The organism is Pseudomonas sp. D47 (assembly GCF_045447305.1).
Lineage (GTDB): Bacteria > Pseudomonadota > Gammaproteobacteria > Pseudomonadales > Pseudomonadaceae > Aquipseudomonas.
The window spans coordinates 16,839-32,577 of the sequence record NZ_JBJGXU010000013.1 but is presented as its reverse complement, the minus strand read 5'-3'; the positions used below and the strand labels follow the sequence as shown (position 1 = coordinate 32,577).

The 15,739-nt window shown below is 58.6% G+C and carries 26 protein-coding genes and 1 pseudogene; 13 read left to right on the top strand and 14 right to left on the bottom strand.

All coding sequences use genetic code 11. The features are described from left to right. Positions 1 to 12 precede the first annotated feature (12 nt). From ACI77I_RS11630 to ACI77I_RS11585, 10 genes are all read right to left on the bottom strand, one after another. Positions 13 to 306 (bottom strand): hypothetical protein, encoded by a 294-nt coding sequence (locus ACI77I_RS11630; protein WP_406997561.1) that lies wholly within the window; start codon positions 304 to 306, stop codon positions 13 to 15. Then, complete coding sequence (locus ACI77I_RS11625; protein WP_406997560.1) at positions 303 to 491, bottom strand: DUF1382 family protein; 189 nt, start codon at positions 489 to 491, stop codon at positions 303 to 305. The genes ACI77I_RS11630 and ACI77I_RS11625 overlap by 4 nt, the downstream gene beginning before the upstream one ends. Further along, complete coding sequence (locus tag ACI77I_RS11620; protein WP_406997559.1) at positions 488 to 1,204, bottom strand: replication protein P; 717 nt, start codon at positions 1,202 to 1,204, stop codon at positions 488 to 490. Before ACI77I_RS11620 ends, ACI77I_RS11625 begins: the two co-directional genes overlap by 4 nt. Continuing rightward, entirely contained in the window at positions 1,201 to 2,046 is an 846-nt protein-coding gene (locus tag ACI77I_RS11615) for a DnaT-like ssDNA-binding domain-containing protein (RefSeq protein ID WP_406997558.1), read from the bottom strand. The genes ACI77I_RS11620 and ACI77I_RS11615 overlap by 4 nt, the downstream gene beginning before the upstream one ends. Then, on the bottom strand, positions 2,046 to 2,276 hold the full coding sequence (locus tag ACI77I_RS11610) for a hypothetical protein (RefSeq protein ID WP_406997557.1): 231 nt from the start codon (positions 2,274 to 2,276) through the stop codon (positions 2,046 to 2,048). Before ACI77I_RS11610 ends, ACI77I_RS11615 begins: the two co-directional genes overlap by 1 nt. Beyond that, positions 2,273 to 2,596 carry a hypothetical protein gene (locus ACI77I_RS11605; protein WP_406997556.1) on the bottom strand — a complete coding sequence of 108 codons (324 nt, stop codon included), beginning with the start codon at positions 2,594 to 2,596 and terminating at the stop codon, positions 2,273 to 2,275. Before ACI77I_RS11605 ends, ACI77I_RS11610 begins: the two co-directional genes overlap by 4 nt. After that, complete coding sequence (locus tag ACI77I_RS11600) at positions 2,593 to 3,324, bottom strand: Rha family transcriptional regulator (RefSeq protein WP_406997555.1); 732 nt, start codon at positions 3,322 to 3,324, stop codon at positions 2,593 to 2,595. Before ACI77I_RS11600 ends, ACI77I_RS11605 begins: the two co-directional genes overlap by 4 nt. Before the next feature lie 174 nt (positions 3,325 to 3,498). After that, on the bottom strand, positions 3,499 to 3,744 hold the full coding sequence (locus ACI77I_RS11595) for a hypothetical protein (protein ID WP_406997553.1): 246 nt from the start codon (positions 3,742 to 3,744) through the stop codon (positions 3,499 to 3,501). A gap of 20 nt (positions 3,745 to 3,764) precedes the next feature. Then, on the bottom strand, positions 3,765 to 3,959 hold the full coding sequence (locus tag ACI77I_RS11590; RefSeq protein WP_040267807.1) for a hypothetical protein: 195 nt from the start codon (positions 3,957 to 3,959) through the stop codon (positions 3,765 to 3,767). 29 nt (positions 3,960 to 3,988) lie between these two features. Further along, complete coding sequence (locus ACI77I_RS11585) at positions 3,989 to 4,183, bottom strand: Cro/CI family transcriptional regulator (RefSeq protein ID WP_406997552.1); 195 nt, start codon at positions 4,181 to 4,183, stop codon at positions 3,989 to 3,991. A gap of 108 nt (positions 4,184 to 4,291) precedes the next feature. Between ACI77I_RS11585 and ACI77I_RS11580 the strand changes: the two genes are divergently transcribed. Both ACI77I_RS11580 and ACI77I_RS11575 read left to right on the top strand, forming a co-directional pair. Beyond that, the gene (locus tag ACI77I_RS11580) at positions 4,292 to 5,077 is read left to right on the top strand and encodes a helix-turn-helix transcriptional regulator (RefSeq protein WP_406997551.1); all 786 of its coding nucleotides are present in this window, start codon (positions 4,292 to 4,294) and stop codon (positions 5,075 to 5,077) included. A 224-nt stretch (positions 5,078 to 5,301) separates the two neighbouring features. Next, entirely contained in the window at positions 5,302 to 5,841 is a 540-nt protein-coding gene (locus ACI77I_RS11575; protein WP_406997550.1) for a hypothetical protein, read from the top strand. 57 nt (positions 5,842 to 5,898) lie between these two features. Here ACI77I_RS11575 and ACI77I_RS11570 read toward each other — a convergent pair whose 3' ends face one another. Beyond that, positions 5,899 to 6,240, bottom strand: a complete 342-nt coding sequence (locus ACI77I_RS11570) for a hypothetical protein (protein WP_406997549.1) — start codon at positions 6,238 to 6,240, stop codon at positions 5,899 to 5,901. Positions 6,241 to 7,033: 793 nt separating this feature from the next. On the opposite strand from ACI77I_RS11570, the gene ACI77I_RS11565 reads away from it, so the two are divergent. The 3 genes from ACI77I_RS11565 to ACI77I_RS11555 are packed head-to-tail and all read left to right on the top strand — an operon-like array spanning position 7,034 to position 7,844. Then, positions 7,034 to 7,456, top strand: coding sequence for a hypothetical protein (locus ACI77I_RS11565; RefSeq protein WP_406997548.1), 423 nt, complete (start codon positions 7,034 to 7,036; stop codon positions 7,454 to 7,456). After that, the gene (locus ACI77I_RS11560; protein WP_094953501.1) at positions 7,453 to 7,644 is read left to right on the top strand and encodes a hypothetical protein; all 192 of its coding nucleotides are present in this window, start codon (positions 7,453 to 7,455) and stop codon (positions 7,642 to 7,644) included. The genes ACI77I_RS11565 and ACI77I_RS11560 overlap by 4 nt, the downstream gene beginning before the upstream one ends. Further along, positions 7,641 to 7,844, top strand: coding sequence for a hypothetical protein (locus tag ACI77I_RS11555; RefSeq protein ID WP_406997547.1), 204 nt, complete (start codon positions 7,641 to 7,643; stop codon positions 7,842 to 7,844). Before ACI77I_RS11560 ends, ACI77I_RS11555 begins: the two co-directional genes overlap by 4 nt. Here the strand turns inward: ACI77I_RS11555 and ykgO are convergent, their stop codons facing one another. Further along, positions 7,845 to 8,000: a type B 50S ribosomal protein L36 gene (ykgO, locus tag ACI77I_RS11550; protein ID WP_019816741.1), complete on the bottom strand. Its 156-nt coding sequence runs from the start codon at positions 7,998 to 8,000 to the stop codon at positions 7,845 to 7,847. It lies immediately after the preceding gene. Positions 8,001 to 8,135: 135 nt separating this feature from the next. On the opposite strand from ykgO, the gene bet reads away from it, so the two are divergent. From bet to ACI77I_RS11515, 7 genes are all read left to right on the top strand, one after another. Continuing rightward, a complete protein-coding gene (bet, locus tag ACI77I_RS11545; RefSeq protein ID WP_406997545.1) occupies positions 8,136 to 8,942 on the top strand; it encodes a phage recombination protein Bet in 807 nt (268 codons plus the stop codon). Then, the gene (locus ACI77I_RS11540; protein WP_406997544.1) at positions 8,939 to 10,567 is read left to right on the top strand and encodes a YqaJ viral recombinase family protein; all 1,629 of its coding nucleotides are present in this window, start codon (positions 8,939 to 8,941) and stop codon (positions 10,565 to 10,567) included. Before bet ends, ACI77I_RS11540 begins: the two co-directional genes overlap by 4 nt. After that, complete coding sequence (locus tag ACI77I_RS11535) at positions 10,564 to 11,157, top strand: hypothetical protein (protein ID WP_406997543.1); 594 nt, start codon at positions 10,564 to 10,566, stop codon at positions 11,155 to 11,157. Before ACI77I_RS11540 ends, ACI77I_RS11535 begins: the two co-directional genes overlap by 4 nt. Positions 11,158 to 11,226: 69 nt before the next feature. Further along, positions 11,227 to 11,550: a hypothetical protein gene (locus ACI77I_RS11530; RefSeq protein ID WP_064451076.1), complete on the top strand. Its 324-nt coding sequence runs from the start codon at positions 11,227 to 11,229 to the stop codon at positions 11,548 to 11,550. 57 nt (positions 11,551 to 11,607) lie between these two features. Continuing rightward, positions 11,608 to 12,084: a hypothetical protein gene (locus tag ACI77I_RS11525; RefSeq protein ID WP_406997542.1), complete on the top strand. Its 477-nt coding sequence runs from the start codon at positions 11,608 to 11,610 to the stop codon at positions 12,082 to 12,084. 120 nt (positions 12,085 to 12,204) lie between these two features. Continuing rightward, the gene (locus ACI77I_RS11520) at positions 12,205 to 12,798 is read left to right on the top strand and encodes a DUF1566 domain-containing protein (RefSeq protein WP_406997541.1); all 594 of its coding nucleotides are present in this window, start codon (positions 12,205 to 12,207) and stop codon (positions 12,796 to 12,798) included. A gap of 57 nt (positions 12,799 to 12,855) precedes the next feature. Continuing rightward, on the top strand, positions 12,856 to 13,209 hold the full coding sequence (locus ACI77I_RS11515) for a four helix bundle protein (protein ID WP_406997540.1): 354 nt from the start codon (positions 12,856 to 12,858) through the stop codon (positions 13,207 to 13,209). A gap of 39 nt (positions 13,210 to 13,248) precedes the next feature. Here the strand turns inward: ACI77I_RS11515 and ACI77I_RS11510 are convergent. Together ACI77I_RS11510 and ACI77I_RS11505 are read right to left on the bottom strand one after the other, a co-directional pair. Further along, positions 13,249 to 13,482: pseudogene (locus tag ACI77I_RS11510) on the bottom strand (hypothetical protein); the annotation flags it as partial. A 395-nt stretch (positions 13,483 to 13,877) separates the two neighbouring features. Next, on the bottom strand, positions 13,878 to 14,063 hold the full coding sequence (locus tag ACI77I_RS11505; RefSeq protein WP_406991223.1) for a hypothetical protein: 186 nt from the start codon (positions 14,061 to 14,063) through the stop codon (positions 13,878 to 13,880). A 79-nt stretch (positions 14,064 to 14,142) separates the two neighbouring features. Between ACI77I_RS11505 and ACI77I_RS11500 the strand changes: the two genes are divergently transcribed. Beyond that, positions 14,143 to 15,723 (top strand): DNA cytosine methyltransferase, encoded by a 1,581-nt coding sequence (locus ACI77I_RS11500; protein WP_406997539.1) that lies wholly within the window; start codon positions 14,143 to 14,145, stop codon positions 15,721 to 15,723. Positions 15,724 to 15,739: the final 16 nt, after the last annotated feature.

The window sequence follows — 15,739 nt, the reverse complement described above, 5'->3', positions numbered from 1 at the left end:
CGGTGTAGTCGGTCATGGCCGATCTCCTTGGCAAGTGCCGGCTTCCGCCGTGGCTCGTGTTTTCGGGCATGGCAGGCCGAAGTGACCACCCCACTGGCCGCAAACCATGCAGCCGTCGGCGTAGGCGACCAGGACATCCGGCTGTAGATTCATATCCAGCACCCGGGCCATCTGCCAGAACCGCCAGCACTTGGCGATCATCGGGAGGCGGTAGGAATCACCCATTCGGTACTGAGTGAAGTCATCAGCGGTCATGCTGTGAGCTTCGGCGTAGGCCTTTTCAAAGTCTTCTCGGCGTAGGGTCATGTCCGTTGCTCCGCTGCTTCTGCGATCAATGCCAGGCGCTCAAAGCGCTCAGTGGCCTGGCTGGCGAGATTGACCAGGTCGGCCTCATCCACCACCGGCATGCACACGAATCGGATTCCGTGCTTGACCATGGTGTTGGCCATCTCAATGGATTGGCGTAGCTGGGCTGGGTTTGCGCGCTTCATATCCGCTGCTCCTGGTTCTTGTTCTTGCCGAACTTGGCCAGCAGTAGCTCGCGGGCTGACTTGCCGTCTGCCGGGATGCCTTGCTGGAGGATCCGCGCCTGGGTTTGCTGGTCGGCCAGCTCGTTGGCGAGTTCGAATTCGGTCTTCTGGCTGTCGTGGCCGATCCCGGTGGCGATCCGGCCGTCGAGCGGCTGCATGGCCTGGGCGCGGCGGAGGATGATTTCGTAGTTGCGGTCAAACCTGGCGCGCAGCCCCTTGTCCTCCTGGCGCGCGCCGCGCAGATCGAAAAGACCGGTAGCCTCGGCGGCCAGCTTCACCGCTTCATGGCTGTACGTGGTCATCAGCGCCTCGATCCAGGCGTCCGCAACGGAAGGCATGCCGAAGTCTTCAGGGCCTGGTGTGCACATGGCGATAAACTCACCCACGCTCGGCGCGAAAGGTTTCTTGAGCTTGCGGCACTTCTGGATACCGAACTCGATCTGCTCCAGGGTGCGGATGCCCTCGTCGGCGAATTCCTTGATCCATTCGGCCTTGGCAGCGTCCAGTGCTTCAGTGGACGGCCAGGCCTGACGCCATGCCGGGAAGATCCCGCGCAGGCGGCGGAAAAGGTCGTTCACCACTTCTGCGGTCTGTGGCGTGACGTGGAGCGGCTGGGTGTGATTGGCAGGCGGCAGGTTTCCCATGGTCGCCATCAATTGGTTGACTGGCTTCATGGGCTCACCACAAGCCCTTCGGCCCAGGCGTTGCTGTCGAAGTCGGGCTCACTGCTCGGACGGCGCGCCGGGAACTGGCGAACGTTACTGGCCCGGTTCTTGTCATCCTTGACCCACTTCACCAGCAGCGACACCCATTTGGATTGGGTTTGCAGTAGGCCGGTTGTTTCGTGGTGAGCAGTGAACGGGGCTACGGCGTCCCTGGTGAATAGGTCAGTCGAGACGCCGAAGTGGACGCAGTAGGTCTTCAGCAGATTGGCGTCAGGCATCCAATCCAGGGTCATCTCGACAGGGGCCTTTGGGTCAACAGGAGGCTCACCCTCTTCCAGGGAGAGGTCTTCAAGATCACCGAAGCCTTCGAAGCTTGAGCCCGGAACTTCTTCGCCCGCGTTGTGAGAGTGGTGTTGATCCATTCCCTTCCCTTCCCCTTCCCTTCCGGGGGGGAGGTCTCGACTACCATTCGACGACTGCTCGTCGAGAACTCGACGACTACTCTCCGAACTCTCGTCAGGTGAAGCGACAAAAGCAGGATATTTGAAGGTGCGTTTGTCGATTTTCTGGTGACTCCAACCGCGCACATGCAGGTAGGTTTTACCGTCTACCGAGTACAGAGCGATCAGGTTAGAAGCGCTCAGTTCACCCAGCAGGCGATCAACGGATTCAGCCGTAATGTCGTCACCCGGGAACACGAGGGCCTTAATGGTCCGTGGCGACATAGGGTGATTACCGCCGTCATCACAGAAGTTCCAGATGCCGATGAATAGAAGTCGTGCCAGCGGCGAACAGGACATGACCTGCTCGCTAGACCAGAACTCAGGTTTTACAGTGCGAATCCTGGCCATCACGCGGCCTCCAATTTGGCAATAATCCGTGCGGCTTCGCGCTCAATTGAGAGGCGTTCGGCTTCTGGCATCTGGTTGTAATAGAACAGCGCGCGCTGGAGCTTTTTGGTAGTTTCGAGAAGCTCTGACTGATCGCCCAGGCATGCGCTTGTTAGGCGACCGCCAGCTAGCGTCATGCCCAAGTGGATTGGCTCTGTGGGGCTATCGAGAACGATCGTTACCCGGCTCATGCCGCACCCCGCGCAGCCTTGGCAGGCCGGTATGCGTCAAGAGCGCGCAACGCGGTGTGGTGACGGCGCTGGGCGTTGTACTCGGCCTTTTTGGCGGCTTGCAGGCGCTGGAACTGGCTTTCCGTAAAGAACATCACGGGCAGGAAGTCTTCATTGTCCTCATGGAATCGCCCTTCTGGACGCCCGCGGGCGGCAAAAAAGGTGTCGTACATCGAGCGCAATTCAGCCTTGAGGGCCTTTTTAGTGGTCTGCGCCTGGAACAGCTCAAGCGCAGTCAGGGCTGCTCGCTCGATCAGTTGCTGGTAGGTAGGAGCCTTCATGCCAGGTCCTCCTCGGTCGCCTTGCAGTGGCAGAACTGGCCGTCCCACGTTTTCTTCATAGGTAGCTTCTGTGCCATGTACAGGTCATGCAGGCGCTTGGCGCCCTCCTTCAGAAGGATCGGCGTGTACTTGGCGAACGTGTCCATGCCCTCATTGGAGATGGTGGTAACTTTCTCAGTGAGGTACTTGTCGCGGGCTATTGAGCCAACCCGGAACTTGACCGAGCGTTTCTCATCTCGCTCCGAGTTGAAGATCCACCTGCGGGCCAACAGCGCGTTGTTGACCTGCTGACAGTTCACGCCATTCAGGCGCTTGCAGAACTGCGTAGGGGTCATGCCAACCTGGAAGATGGATTCAAGGCTGGCGATCTTCTCGGCTTGTTGGTGGTTTTCGACTCGCAGCACCTCTGTTTGCTCGATCTGGTCGGCGTACAAACGCAGGGCTTCAGCGTAGGATGGGAGTGCGACCGACTTCCTGTTCTGAGCCTCAAGCTCATTCAGGCGTCGAATCACTTTGAGACGCAAAGGAACGCTGTAACCGGTCAGCAGCAGCTCAGTCAGTTCGCGATCAAGGTGAAGATTTGATGTGTAGCCACGTGAATCCAGGTCTTTACGTATATGGCTCACATCTGAGCCATCCTTTTTCAGCTCGTCGAGCATCTCTCGAATGTCACGGATGACGTTTTTGTGCAGCTTCCGAGTCAGTTCCGCAATTTCGGAACTGGTCATGGAAATTGTCCGCGCCACGTTTTCAGATATAGAAAAACGTGGCGCGGGATTATTCAGGGCCTGTACATCAGTGTTAGACGTATGCATAATCAGCTCCACGTTGATACAGTTTTTGCAAGCGCTGTAAAAAGAGCCGGGATCGCACCCCGGCTTTTTTGTGCTCGCGATTTAGGTTCATGGGTTGAGGTCTTCATCAGCCCCTCCTTTTTCAGGCCCTAATACGGCCTTCGGCGGGTCACGCCGTGTCGTTGGTAGATGCCGGATCTTTCCGGCTCCTCTTGGCCTGGTCTTCTCGAAAAAGCGTTCTGCTCCAAGCTTTGCGGCGTACTCGTCGGGCGTCATGCCCTCCGCTGCTGCCAACCGTTCAAGCTTTTCGTAGAGGCGCCCATCGATCCCGTGGCAGATCGTGGTTTCAGGCACGTAAGCCTCCTTCAGGGCCTTCAGGCCTGCATGTGTTTACCGGTAGCATTCGGTTCAACGATGCTTTCCAACTTCTCCTCGACGCACATCCGAACGAACACGGCCAGCTGCAGCTTGTGCAGGCGGGCCACGGCCTTTAACGCCTCATAGGTTTCATCGTCATAGCGGGACTTGATCTCCCGGTCTTTCAGGTGGCGTGTGTCGTCGTATGCCATTGGTGAGGCTCCTTGGTTGTTCGAAAGGGTTATGCAGCTGATTTCTGAGATGGGAACGGACGCCGCTCTTGGGCCGACAGGCTGCCGTCCTCTTCGAGGGTCACGAACACATCGCGGCCAACACGGATCGCTTTACTCAACGCGCCCTGGGTGCAACCAAGCATCTGGGCGGCCTTGGTATGGCCGTGTTCTTTGGCAAATTCGGTGAGTGTGATTCGGCGCATTGCGGCGTCCTCTACGTAGATTTCGCCACAAGTATGACCGCCGGTATTGTTTGTAGTCAATACCGGCGATATTGGTTAAGTAAATACCGTGGGTAATACCATCAGCAGATGAAAAAAGACTCCCGACGGCTTCCGTTATCCGAATGGCAGCTGCAAGACAGCGCCCGGCTGAAATCCCTGTTCCAGGCCAAGCGCGGGGAGCTGAAGCTCACCCAGGAAAAACTCGCCGCCGAACTGGGTGATGGCGTCACGCAAGGCGCTGTCAGCCACTTCATGAACGGCCGAACCGCTCTGAGCGTGAATGCGGCAGTCGTATTTGCGAGGGCTTTGGGCGTTCCCGTATCAGAGATAAGCCCCACTCTCGCGGCGCAGATAGAAAAAATGTCTCAATCGCTTCCTGGCAGAGATCTTCAGCGGGCGATAGACGACCGCACTCCTCCGCGCAGCTTTGATTTACAGGATGAGCCTGGCTACACCGGCGTCCTCCAACTTACAGCGCGAGGCTCAACTGGCGACGGCGACGACAACCCGCACGTTGAGATCCGCGGCGTGATGGCCTTCAAGTCGGCTTGGCTCCGCGCAAACAACCTCAACCAGAAGCACCTCGACGTCATTTACGCCAATGGCCACAGCATGGAACCGACCATCAACGACGGCGACGTGCTGCTGGTAGATGAATCGAAGATCGAGCCGAAGGACGGTCAGATATTCGCCATGCAGAGCGAGTCGAAAGGCACGATTGTGAAGCGCCTGGTGAAGTCCGACTTCGACGGCTGGATCATTCGCAGCGACAACCCGGACAAAGCGCGCTATGGCGACGAGACGCTGCGTGATGGGGAGATTAACGAGGTTCGCATCATCGGTCGCGTGGTTTGGCGCGGCGGGATGCTGTGAGTGCTTGAATAATTTCTCGGACGCTTGCATGCAAATAAAACAACACAAAGGAGCTATAGTGGCATGAGCGATAAGCCAAGAAATCCAACGGTACCAAAGCCTGATCCAAGACCCAGCAGGCCTGTTCACACAAATGATGATAGAAGCAAAAGTGGTGATGGCAGCCGCCCGAACACCATATCGGAGAGTCGTCCTGTTCCGCGCCCGCCCAGAGGAAGCTGAAGATGGAAGATGCCGACAATCTTAGGGTTGAGCTTCACGAGCTCAATTTCTACGTGCAGCGCAACATCCGATACCATATGCGGAGAGGTGCTTTTTTCCTTCGGTGGGGTCGGTTCACTGCATTTATCGGCATTATCTTTGGCTCTGCAGCAGTAACTTCTCTACTTGCCGGAGCCAGCCCATACGTGACAGGGGCTGCAGCGCTTATGGTAACAGCCGCCTCAGCCATTGATTTGGTTGTCGGCACTGGTCAGCGAGCGTGGCTACATAACGACTTGCGGAAGCGCTACCTGGACATTGAGTCCGAGATGTTTTTGGATGAGCCTTCATCTCAGGCAGGAAAAATTAGAGCATACAAAAGCCGTATTCGACGAATTGAAGCCGATGAGCCGCCAACACTTCCTGCTCTCGAGATCCTGGCCAGAAACGATGTTATTCGGGCCATGTACCCCAAAGAGGAGGCGGATAAAAGTGTCAGCCAGCTTGGATGGGTTAAGCGCGCAACCGCCCAGTGGTTTGACTGGGACACCTCAAGCTCCTAGCAATCATCGTTCTACTAAAAATAAGCCCGGCCCAGCGCCGGGCTTTTTATTTCTGGCCTACTCAGCCCTTCGTATGTCCACCCCTGACACGTAGTCAGCGGCGCGTATCTTCGCCAGCTCCTGGCAGTCAATGACGCCGCGCAGCCCTCTCGCCACTTCCCATCCGTCCATATAGAGCCGTTGAGAAGCGATTCTCTTTATCCCTAAAAATGTCTTGGCGGCATCCCCAACTTTCAGCCATCCACTGAAATCGCCAGCGTTCATGCCTGCTTTGAAGTCTGTACAGCCTGAAGCCCAAATGAAGACAGCGTCCTCGTTGGCGTCCTGTTGCGTGTAAGCGAGCGCTGCGCAAGGCGCGCCAAGAAATAACAACAATCCTGCTACCGCAATTCGATTCATTGCTCATCCCCCTCCACTTAATCAGTCGATTGTAACAGGGCATCAAAACCCTGCCTGGTCGCCACTGAGTAGGCTTTTTTGTGTGTTTTGAAAAATACATGACCGGCGGTATTGACCTCATAGAATACCGGCGGTATTGTTCACTCCGTCGAGTCACCCAACAGGGACTCGCCAGGGCCTCACCGCCCGCCGCTCTTTAGCTCCATCGCTTCACCCTGCCGGATCACCACCGGCCCAGATTCAAAGGCAGCGATGAACCGGCCTAAACGGTTCAGAGGGTTGGCAACTGACCCGGGCGTGCAGCGTAAAGCGCCAAGAACAGTTATCCAGCGGGAGAACAAGCCGAAAGGCCCGCGGCTGGAAGAACATTTGATTCAAGCCGGTGACCGACGCCAGTAGCGGGTTACGGCCAGCTCCAAAAGATTTGAATTAGCGATCCCGATAGCCTCGGCTGGGAACGCCGGACCTCATGCACCCTGCCCACCTAACCGGGCAAACGAGCTGCAGCGTGCATGTTGTAGGGACCTGTGATCCAAGGCGAACAGATGCTGATTGACGCCCGGGGAGGAAGCTCACCGCCAACCAACGAAGACGACCGGCAAGCCCTGCAATCAGCAGCGGGCAACGGGCCACACCGCTGACGCAACAAACCCAGGCCGTCGCCAGTAGCGGGCCTGGGCACCCTTCCCCACCTCTATTACGTCAGCACTCCTCCCCCGCGCCCATCGGCAACCAGCGGGAGGCATGAGTGTTGACGAATACAGGTGAACAACCCGCCACTTTGGAGGCGACCATGTCAGCACTACGCAAGGCTCAGCTTGAGCACGACGAACAACTGCCGCCTCCGGTGAGCGAAATGTCACAGCAATTAGCCCGCACGGAATGGCTGTACAACGCAGCCGAAGAGCTGGCCAGAGGTGGCAGCATGATGTTCAAGCGCCACTTGCACCCCCCGCAAGGCGTCACGGCCTACCAGTTCGCACTGGCTGTCGATGAGTACGCCAACAACCTACTTGCCGACTGCGGCGTCGACGCTCCAGCCCTGGGCTACTTACTGATCGCAGGGATGGCAGGTTCAAGGGTGAAATCGGAAGCACTGGAGCTACTCGGACGGAGCGACCACCCACTTGGGAAGCTCGGCGAGATTGCCGAACGACTACTTCAGCCTCTGGCTGATGACGCTCTGATCGCCCAGGCCGAGGACAACGAACTGTGAGCCCGTATGTTGAGATCGATAAAGCTCTGTTTGCTCTTGAAGATCCAGATAAGCCTCTGATCGACGAAACCCTGACTGAAGGCCTGATAGTGCGCCACTTCACTTCGGGCGCCATCAACGCAGAAGAATTCCACTGGTATAGCGCCCGCCTGCTGGATGTCAGCCGGCGGCGTAAGGAGATTCAATGAGTACCGCACCAGTTAAATCCCTGATCGATGAGCAGCTCGAGGACATCAGCGCTCACAACCTGCGCGAGGCCTACAGCCTTGCCGAACGGCGCGGCTTCTTCGGGGCACCGGTTGAGCAATACGCAGAACCTGGCTACGGCGGTCGAGTGCTCCAGGTCCTGCGATACCGGGTTCAGCAGCAAGATCAACAACAGCGCTGATCAGCCTTTGCCCTTGTTCTTGTTTTTCGCACTGCCCTGCCGCGCTTTGAATTTCGGATTGGATTTGCAGATCACGTATATCCGGCCACGGCGCATAACGATCTGACAGTCGCGGTGACGGTTTTTCGCTTCTTTGAGTGAGGACAGCACTTTCATAGGTGAGGCTCCTTGCGTCGAGTTGATACGTTATTACGTATCTTAAATGCGAATAAGAACGGTTATCAACTTTTATTTCCCCTACCCCTTTCATCGCTGCGAGCATCGCGGCAAGGAATCCCCATGTCCGCAGTAATGAAGCAGGACGACAACACGCCTGCGATGTCGGAGGCCGCGCTCGTTGAAGTGCTGAGCAGCAGCCTCTACCCCGGCGCAGAAAAGAACTCTGTAGTGATGGTGTTGGCTTACTGCCAGGCCGCGCACCTGGACCCAATGTTGAAGCCGGTGCACATCGTTCCGATCTGGAACTCGAAGACCAAAAAAATGCAGGACACGGTGATGCCCGGCATCGGCCTTTACCGCATCCAGGCGGCGCGCACCGGTCAATACGCTGGAATCAGCGAGCCTGAATATGGCCCTCCAGTAACCGCAAAGCTGAGCGGCGTTGAAGTCACCTACCCTGAATGGTGCCGCGTGACAGTCAAGCGGCAGATGAGCAACGGCCTGGTTGCCGAATACACGGCCAATGAGCGCTGGCTTGAGAACTACGCGACATCGAGCAAGGACACCGCCGCGCCCAACGCAATGTGGAAGCGTCGAGCATTTGCCCAGCTCGCCAAGTGCGCCGAGGCCCAAGCCCTGCGCAAAGCATTCCCTGAAGTCGGATCTGCGCCAACGGCCGACGAGATGGAAGGCAAAACATTCGAGGAAGCCGCCAAAGATGTTTCACCGGCGCGCCAGGCCCCACCAGAACCTGACGCCAAGCCTGCCTATCCCGACGAACTGCTGGCTGAAAACATCGAAAAGTGGCAGCCGCTGATCGACGCCGGTCGCACTAGTCCGGATCACATCATTTCCAATGTCATCAGCAAGTACTCATTGCGCGATGACCAGATCGAAACCATCACTAACCTCAAAGCCCTCGATGGAGATTCAGCATGAAAATTCACAACGTAGCTCAAGGCTCTGCCGAGTGGCTTGCCCTGCGCGCCCAGTTCCGCACCGCCTCCGAGGCACCAGCAATGATGGGCGCCTCGAAGTACCAAACCCGGACCGATCTGCTGGCGGCCAAGAAGACCGGCATCACGCCCGATGTCACGCCGTCTCAGCAGTTCATCTTCGACAAGGGCCACGCTACTGAAGCCCTGGCCCGCCCACTGACTGAAGCGTTGATCGGCGAAGAGCTGTATCCGATCGTTGCGACCGAGGGCAACCTGCTGGCCTCCATGGATGGCGCCACGATGCTCTGCGAGACACTGTTCGAGCACAAACTGTGGAATGAGTCAGTCGTGGCCCAGGTGAAAGCCGGCGACCTGGCTCCGCACTACTACTGGCAGCTTGAGCAGCAACTGCTGGTGAGCGGCGCTGAGCGGGTCATATTTGTTTGCTCGGACGGCACGCCGGAGAACTTCGTGCACATGGAGTACCGGCCCGTCGCAGGGCGCGCGACCCAGTTGATCGAAGGCTGGAAACAGTTCGAGACAGACCTGGCCAACTTCGAAATGGCCGACGCTCCTTCGATTGTAGTCGGCAAGGCACCTGATGAACTGCCAGCCCTACGCATCGAGCTGACCGGCATGGTTACCGCCAGCAACCTGAAGGTATTTGAAGATTCGGCGCTGGCCGTCATTGACTCGGTGAAAGCCACGCTCTCCACCGACCAGGACTTCGCCGACGCGAAGAAGGCAGTCAAGTGGTGCGGTGATGTCGAAGAAGCCGTGTCGGTCGCCAAGAAACAGGCCCTGTCGCAGACCCAGAGCATCGACGAGCTGTTTTCGTCGTTGGATCGCATCAGCGCCCATGCTCGCGAGACTCGCCTGAAGGTCGACAAGCTGGTGAAGGCTCAAGAGCTGTTGGTGAAGACCACTATCAAGCAAAAGGCCGAGCTCGCCCTGGCGGATCACATCGCCGCAATCAACAAGACCCTTGGCAAAGTCATACTGCCTCATGTCGTTTCGGACTTCGCCGGTGCCATGAAGAACAAGCGCACCATCGCCAGCCTCCAGGACGCAGTAGATACCGAGCTGGCCCGGGCGAAGATTGACGCAAGTCAGGCAGCGGACAGCATTCGTTTGAACCTGACCAGTCTGGCAGAGCTCGCCGTTGATCATGCCTTCCTGTTCAGCGACGTGCAGCAGCTGGTCACCAAAGCCAACGATGACCTAGTGACGCTGATCAAATTCCGAATCTCCGAACACCAGAAGGCGGAGCAGGCAAAGGCCGACGCGAAGCGCATCGCCGAAGAGCAGGAAGCCCAACGGCTGGGGGCCATCAAGCCAGAGCCGGTCGTAGAGAAAGTGGCAACACAAGATCCTGTCCGCGCTGCACCGGTCCAGACAGCGGCACCTACCGGCCACACCACAAAGTCAGTGACGAGCCACGCCGTCGAGCAGGTAGTGCTGCAGGCCAACGTGACAGACTTCGAGGCACTGATCAAAGCGGTGGCATACGGTCAGGCGCCAACCACTGTCCTTTTGGTCAACTGGGAAGCGCTCGACGCGATGGTCGCAGCGCAGGGTGCAAACTTCAGCATGGCCGGGGTGACACTCGGCAAGGCGGCAGCATGATCAGCAACCACCTCAGCCTGGTCGAGGCGCTGCGCCCGGCCTCGGATGAACTGGCGGCCCAGGTCGCCCAGTTCCTGGCCAGCGGCGGCCAGATCGAAGAAGCGGCGCCAATCGGCTACAAGCCCAAACCCATCACCTACAGCAACAAGATGCCGCCGGCGCCGAAGCCTTTTGTTCGCCGGCGGGTTGAGTCGGCTCCCCTGCCAATGGCACCACTTGATATTCGCACCCAGAAACGCCTGAAGCTGGTTGAGCGCATTCGCGAGCTTGCCCCCACCCACGCAAAGGTAGATGTAGCGGAAGAGCTCGGGATTGACCGGCGCACGGTATCCACCATTGGCCAGGAGTTTGGGATTACGTTCAAGACTCCAACCCGGGGCGGCGCTCGAAATTTGGTGCCAAGGCGAGCGGATGAAGCCAGCGATGCGAAATACGCTGAGCGAATCCGGGCATTCCTGGAGCTGGGCCTGACCCGGCGCCAGTGCCTTGGGAGTCTGGCCATGGGATCGAAAGCCTTTGAGCGGATCATCGCCGCCCACGGCATCGACTACCCCAAGGCAAAACCGGGGCGAACTAAATGCGCCGCATAGCCCGCATCCAGCAACGCAAACTTCAAACTTGGCTCGCACTTCCGGCCAGCGGAATAAAAGAGGTAGGCCATGGCCAAGACTGTGCAGGAGCGCTCGGCGAAAACCGCCAGGAAGCGTGTGGTGAATGCCGAAGAGGAATTGAGGCTCAGGGTTCGCCCCGGCACCCGACAAGCGCTGGCCGACCTGATGGAGTGGTCAGGCATTACTGAGCAGGGCGAGGCAATGACGCTGATGATTCATCGTCTTCATGACCTTGGCTCCAAGTCCAAAGCGCTACTCGAACCGCCGCGCCACGAATTCGAGATATCCGAAAACGTGGCGCGGGAATTCCGCAACAAGAGCCTTCTCGCCATTCAGAAAGACCCGGGCGACGAGATCATCGAACCCGCATAACCCACCCTACTCGCTGCATCCGGTAACCGGAGGGCGGCGCTTACCCGGAGTAAACCCATGTCCAAGCAAGCACAACAAACAGTACTCGCCGCCGAACTCCCTGAGCGCGGCCAACCTCTGGCCGGCGGCGTGTTCGTCACCCGCTACTGGCTCAACGGCGTAGAGCGAGCCCTAATCCTCCTGCCTGACGAGCTCAGCGGCCCGTGGGGCGAGTACGGCGCCGAGATCAAAGACGCGGGCTGTTACAGCGACGGCGAAGCCAATACCCGCGCCATGGCCGAGGCCGGCAGCGTGATCGCCATCAAGGCTTTGGAGTTGGATGGCTTCATCCCGTCCTGCCTGGAAGGTCAGCTACTGATGGCTGCCAAGGCCGATGGCCTGGTGGCTATCCGCGAGGACCGCTTCCACTGGCTGAGCTCGCAGCGCTCCGCCAACTACGCCTACAACATGGGCTTTGGAGTTGGCTGGCTCCTCAACCTCGACAAGAGCCACGAGCGGCTCGCGCGCCCTGTCCGCAGCCTCCCTATTCAGTAATTCAATCCTTCATTCGTTTTTCGCAGGTGATTCCCGGGAGCGCCAGGACGGCGCTCAGACCAGAAGCTCGTCGGGAAGCGCCGGCTACCTGCACCCTTATCTCGCTCACAGGAGCATCCCATGTGCCCAAATGAACTGACCACGTACACCCGCGGCGATCTCGTTATCAGCAGCCCAGACCAAGCCGTCGTACTGAAGCTTGCAACCCTGGCAATTGCCGCTGAGCCCGCTATCACCGCAAGCGGCATCCCGGCCATCGGCGAATACTGGCCGGGTGAAGGCGGCGTAAACGGCGGCCTGTTCCCGGGCGGTGACAAGCCCTACTACCTGATCGTGGCGGCCGGCGCCGATGCTGAGGCATCCCATGAGTGGGGCGGCTACGGCGAGGATCTCGGTGGCTCCAAATCCCCATGGGATGGACAGGCCAACACCGCCCACCTGGCAAGCAGCAATCGTGAGCACGACCGCCCGGCCGCCCAGTTCTGCGCAACCTTCGAGCGCGATGGTCACAAGGACTTCTACTTGATGGCGCGCCGCGAGGCGTCCTTCCTCGAAATCACCGTGCCGGCGGTGTTCACCCAGTCTTATCACTGGACGAGCTCGCAGCGCTCCGCCAAACACGCCTGCACCATGGACTTTGAAGATGGCTGGCTCAACACCACCGGCAAGACCAACGAGCGGCTCGCGCGCCCTGTCCGCAGAAAGTTTATTTGATCATTCATTTCTTCATTCATGGGTGCGATAGCACCCTCGCTTTTCAGGAGGCCAAGGATGGCACTGCACACCGAGCTTGAGATTCACAAAGTTGCCGAGGAACTGCTCGGGCTTTCCCTTGACCTGGTGCGCAATATCCCGCGCGACCTGAAACAGGTTGTCGGAGCAAAGATCCGGGATGAGTGCTTGCAGGTCCTGGTGCTGATCGGCCGGGCCAACATGACCCGGGACAAACTACCCCAGATCAACCTGCTGCTGGAAAGCATTTGGATGCTCAACTACCTGCTGCGCGCCCTCACCAACCGAGGGTTGATCAGCAAGGGGCAGCACGCCAAAGCAATGAAGATGACGGCCTCAGTTGGCCGCCAGGCAAATGCCTGGAAGAAGTCCGCAACCGCGCCCGCTGCTTGAGGGTTAAGGCCCCCTTGCCTGTGCGCCAAATCTGGTCGAGCCGCTGACCACGCCAAGTACGCCGCCTCGGTCAATGCTGGGCCCGCGATCCCAATCGTCTCCGCTGGAACCTTTCCCCTTGTTGCCCTGGTTGCCATGGCCTTGGCCGCCTTGGGAGTTGCCTTTCCCATTTCCTTGGCCTTTACCGTTGCCAGGATCGGCCAATGCCGTCACTGAGCCTGCGACCAAAGCAACGCAGGTCACAGCGGCTACAAGCGAGCGTGATTTAAACATGACCGTCTTCTCCTAAAGGGAATGCCCTTTGTAATGTAGACGGTATTGCCGATTTTAGTTCCGCATAACCCACCCTACTCGCTGCATCCGATAACCGGAGGGCGGCGCTTATCTGGAAGAGCTCTCGAAGCTACCCGGCAGAAAAGGCGATCCGCCGCGGCCCTTCTTTTTCTTTCTCGGTTTTCCTTTCTTTGACCCTAGAGCCCTTTTCATAGCAGCCTTTGCGGCTTCGTCTGGCGTCAGCTCTATGCCTTCTGCCGCAGCTTTTGACTTTACCGAGTCGAGTCCATTGATGAACCGTTGGGTCCGTTTATCGGATGCCATTTTCACCCCTTATCCGGCTCCATGCCGGTCACCCGCAATACCCCATATCAACGAATCACGCCAGCCACGCACTATCGCGCCAATAGCTCCGAATACTCGCTGATCTCCTTTCTATAAGTCGCCAGATCAACTATCTGCCGCAAGCAAATGACGATGTCCAGTTTCTGCTTGTCATCTGGAAGACCAATCCACTTGAGCATCATCAGGGCGTCTTCCTCGATTGCTGCTAGTGCATCGATATCGCTTTGCTGTCTCATTTCGGCCTCCTGCCAGGTTGAGCTAAGCAAATATCAATAGCCCCAAAATCTAAATCACGCCAGCCGGAGAGGATCCCCTATGCCCGATATCACCTATGGCTCTGTGTGCAGCGGCATCGAATCCGCGACCCTGGCCTGGCACCCGCTGGGCATGCGCGCCGCGTGGTTCGCCGAGATTGAGCCTTTCCCCTCGGCGGTGCTGGCCCACCACTACCCCGACGTGCCGAACCACGGCGACATGACCAAGCTAGCTGCACTGGTGCTGTCCGGCAAGATCCCGGCGCCCGACGTGCTGGTCGGGGGCACCCCATGCCAGGCCTTCTCGGTCGCCGGTATGCGCGAAGGTCTCACCGACCCGCGCGGCGCCCTCACCATCAAATACGTGGAGCTTGCAGATGCAGTTGACTATGTTCGCGCCGGCCAGCGAAAGCCCGCCAGCGTTATCGTCTGGGAAAACGTCCCCGGCGTCCTCAGTGATAAAGGGAACGCCTTCGGATGCTTTCTTGGTGCGCTTGCTGGGGAAGACTGCGAGCTGCAGTCTCCAGGGAAGAAATGGCAGGACGCTGGTTGTGTGTATGGACCCAAAAGAACAATCGCGTGGCGGGTCCTGGACGCCCAATATTTCGGCCTGGCCCAACGACGCCGTCGTGTGTTCGTTGTCGCAAGTGCTCGTGACGGATTCGATCCCACCGAGGTACTTTTTGAGCGCGAAGGCGTGCGCCGGGATACTGCGCCGCGCCGAGGCGAGGGGCAAGACGTTACCGGAACAGCTACTTTCGGCCCTGCGCTCCAGTGTGGATGCGGATGCGTCTTCGCTGAATCACTAGGCCAGTACGGCTGCCCGAACTGTGAGGGCGATGAAGGGCCGGCGGTCGATATGTTCGGCGGCATCCCGGCGTTCGGCGGCCACAGCCTGGGCGGCTCGATCGAGCGCGCCGCGACCCTGACCGCCAAAGACAGCCGGCTCGACATCGAAAGCGAGACATTCTTCATTCATCCCGAGGTTGCCGGGGCATTAACCAGTCACGCCTATAGTGGTGGAGCAGGTGGTCGTCCTGACGGCGCAGCGGCCGGGCACTTCATCGTTGCGGCAACCCTGGACGCGAGCTACGGACGCTTGCAAGGCTGCTCTAACCAAGATGCGAATCACGGTCACAGCCATCTGGTGGTGCACGGCACGCAAGACCCCTGCGTCAGTATCGATCATGCGCACACGCTAGGCCGGAACAACGGTCAGGAGAATGCTCTACTGGCCTTCACCCAGAACAGCCGCAGTGAGGTTCGGTACATTGGCGAAGATGGGCAGATCGTCGGCGCTCTGGCCGCAGAGGCAGGAGCTCAGCAGCAGAACTATCTGGCCTACTCGACGAAACTGCACCACACCTCGGCTTGTGGCGCGGGCAAGTGGTATGAGGAATACACCGCATCTTTGGATGCATGCAGCCCGCCACCGGCGCTATTGACCCCAGCACAGGTGCGGCGCCTCACTCCCGTTGAGTGCGAACGCCTCCAGGGCATGGCCGACGACTACACGCTGATTCCCTGGCGCAACAAGCCTGCCAGCGAATGCCCGGACGGCCCCCGCTACAAGGCGATCGGCAACAGCAAGGCCGTCACCGTGGTTCGCTGGATCGGCCGGCGCCTTCTGGAACAACTCTGAACTCCCTCACTCCACC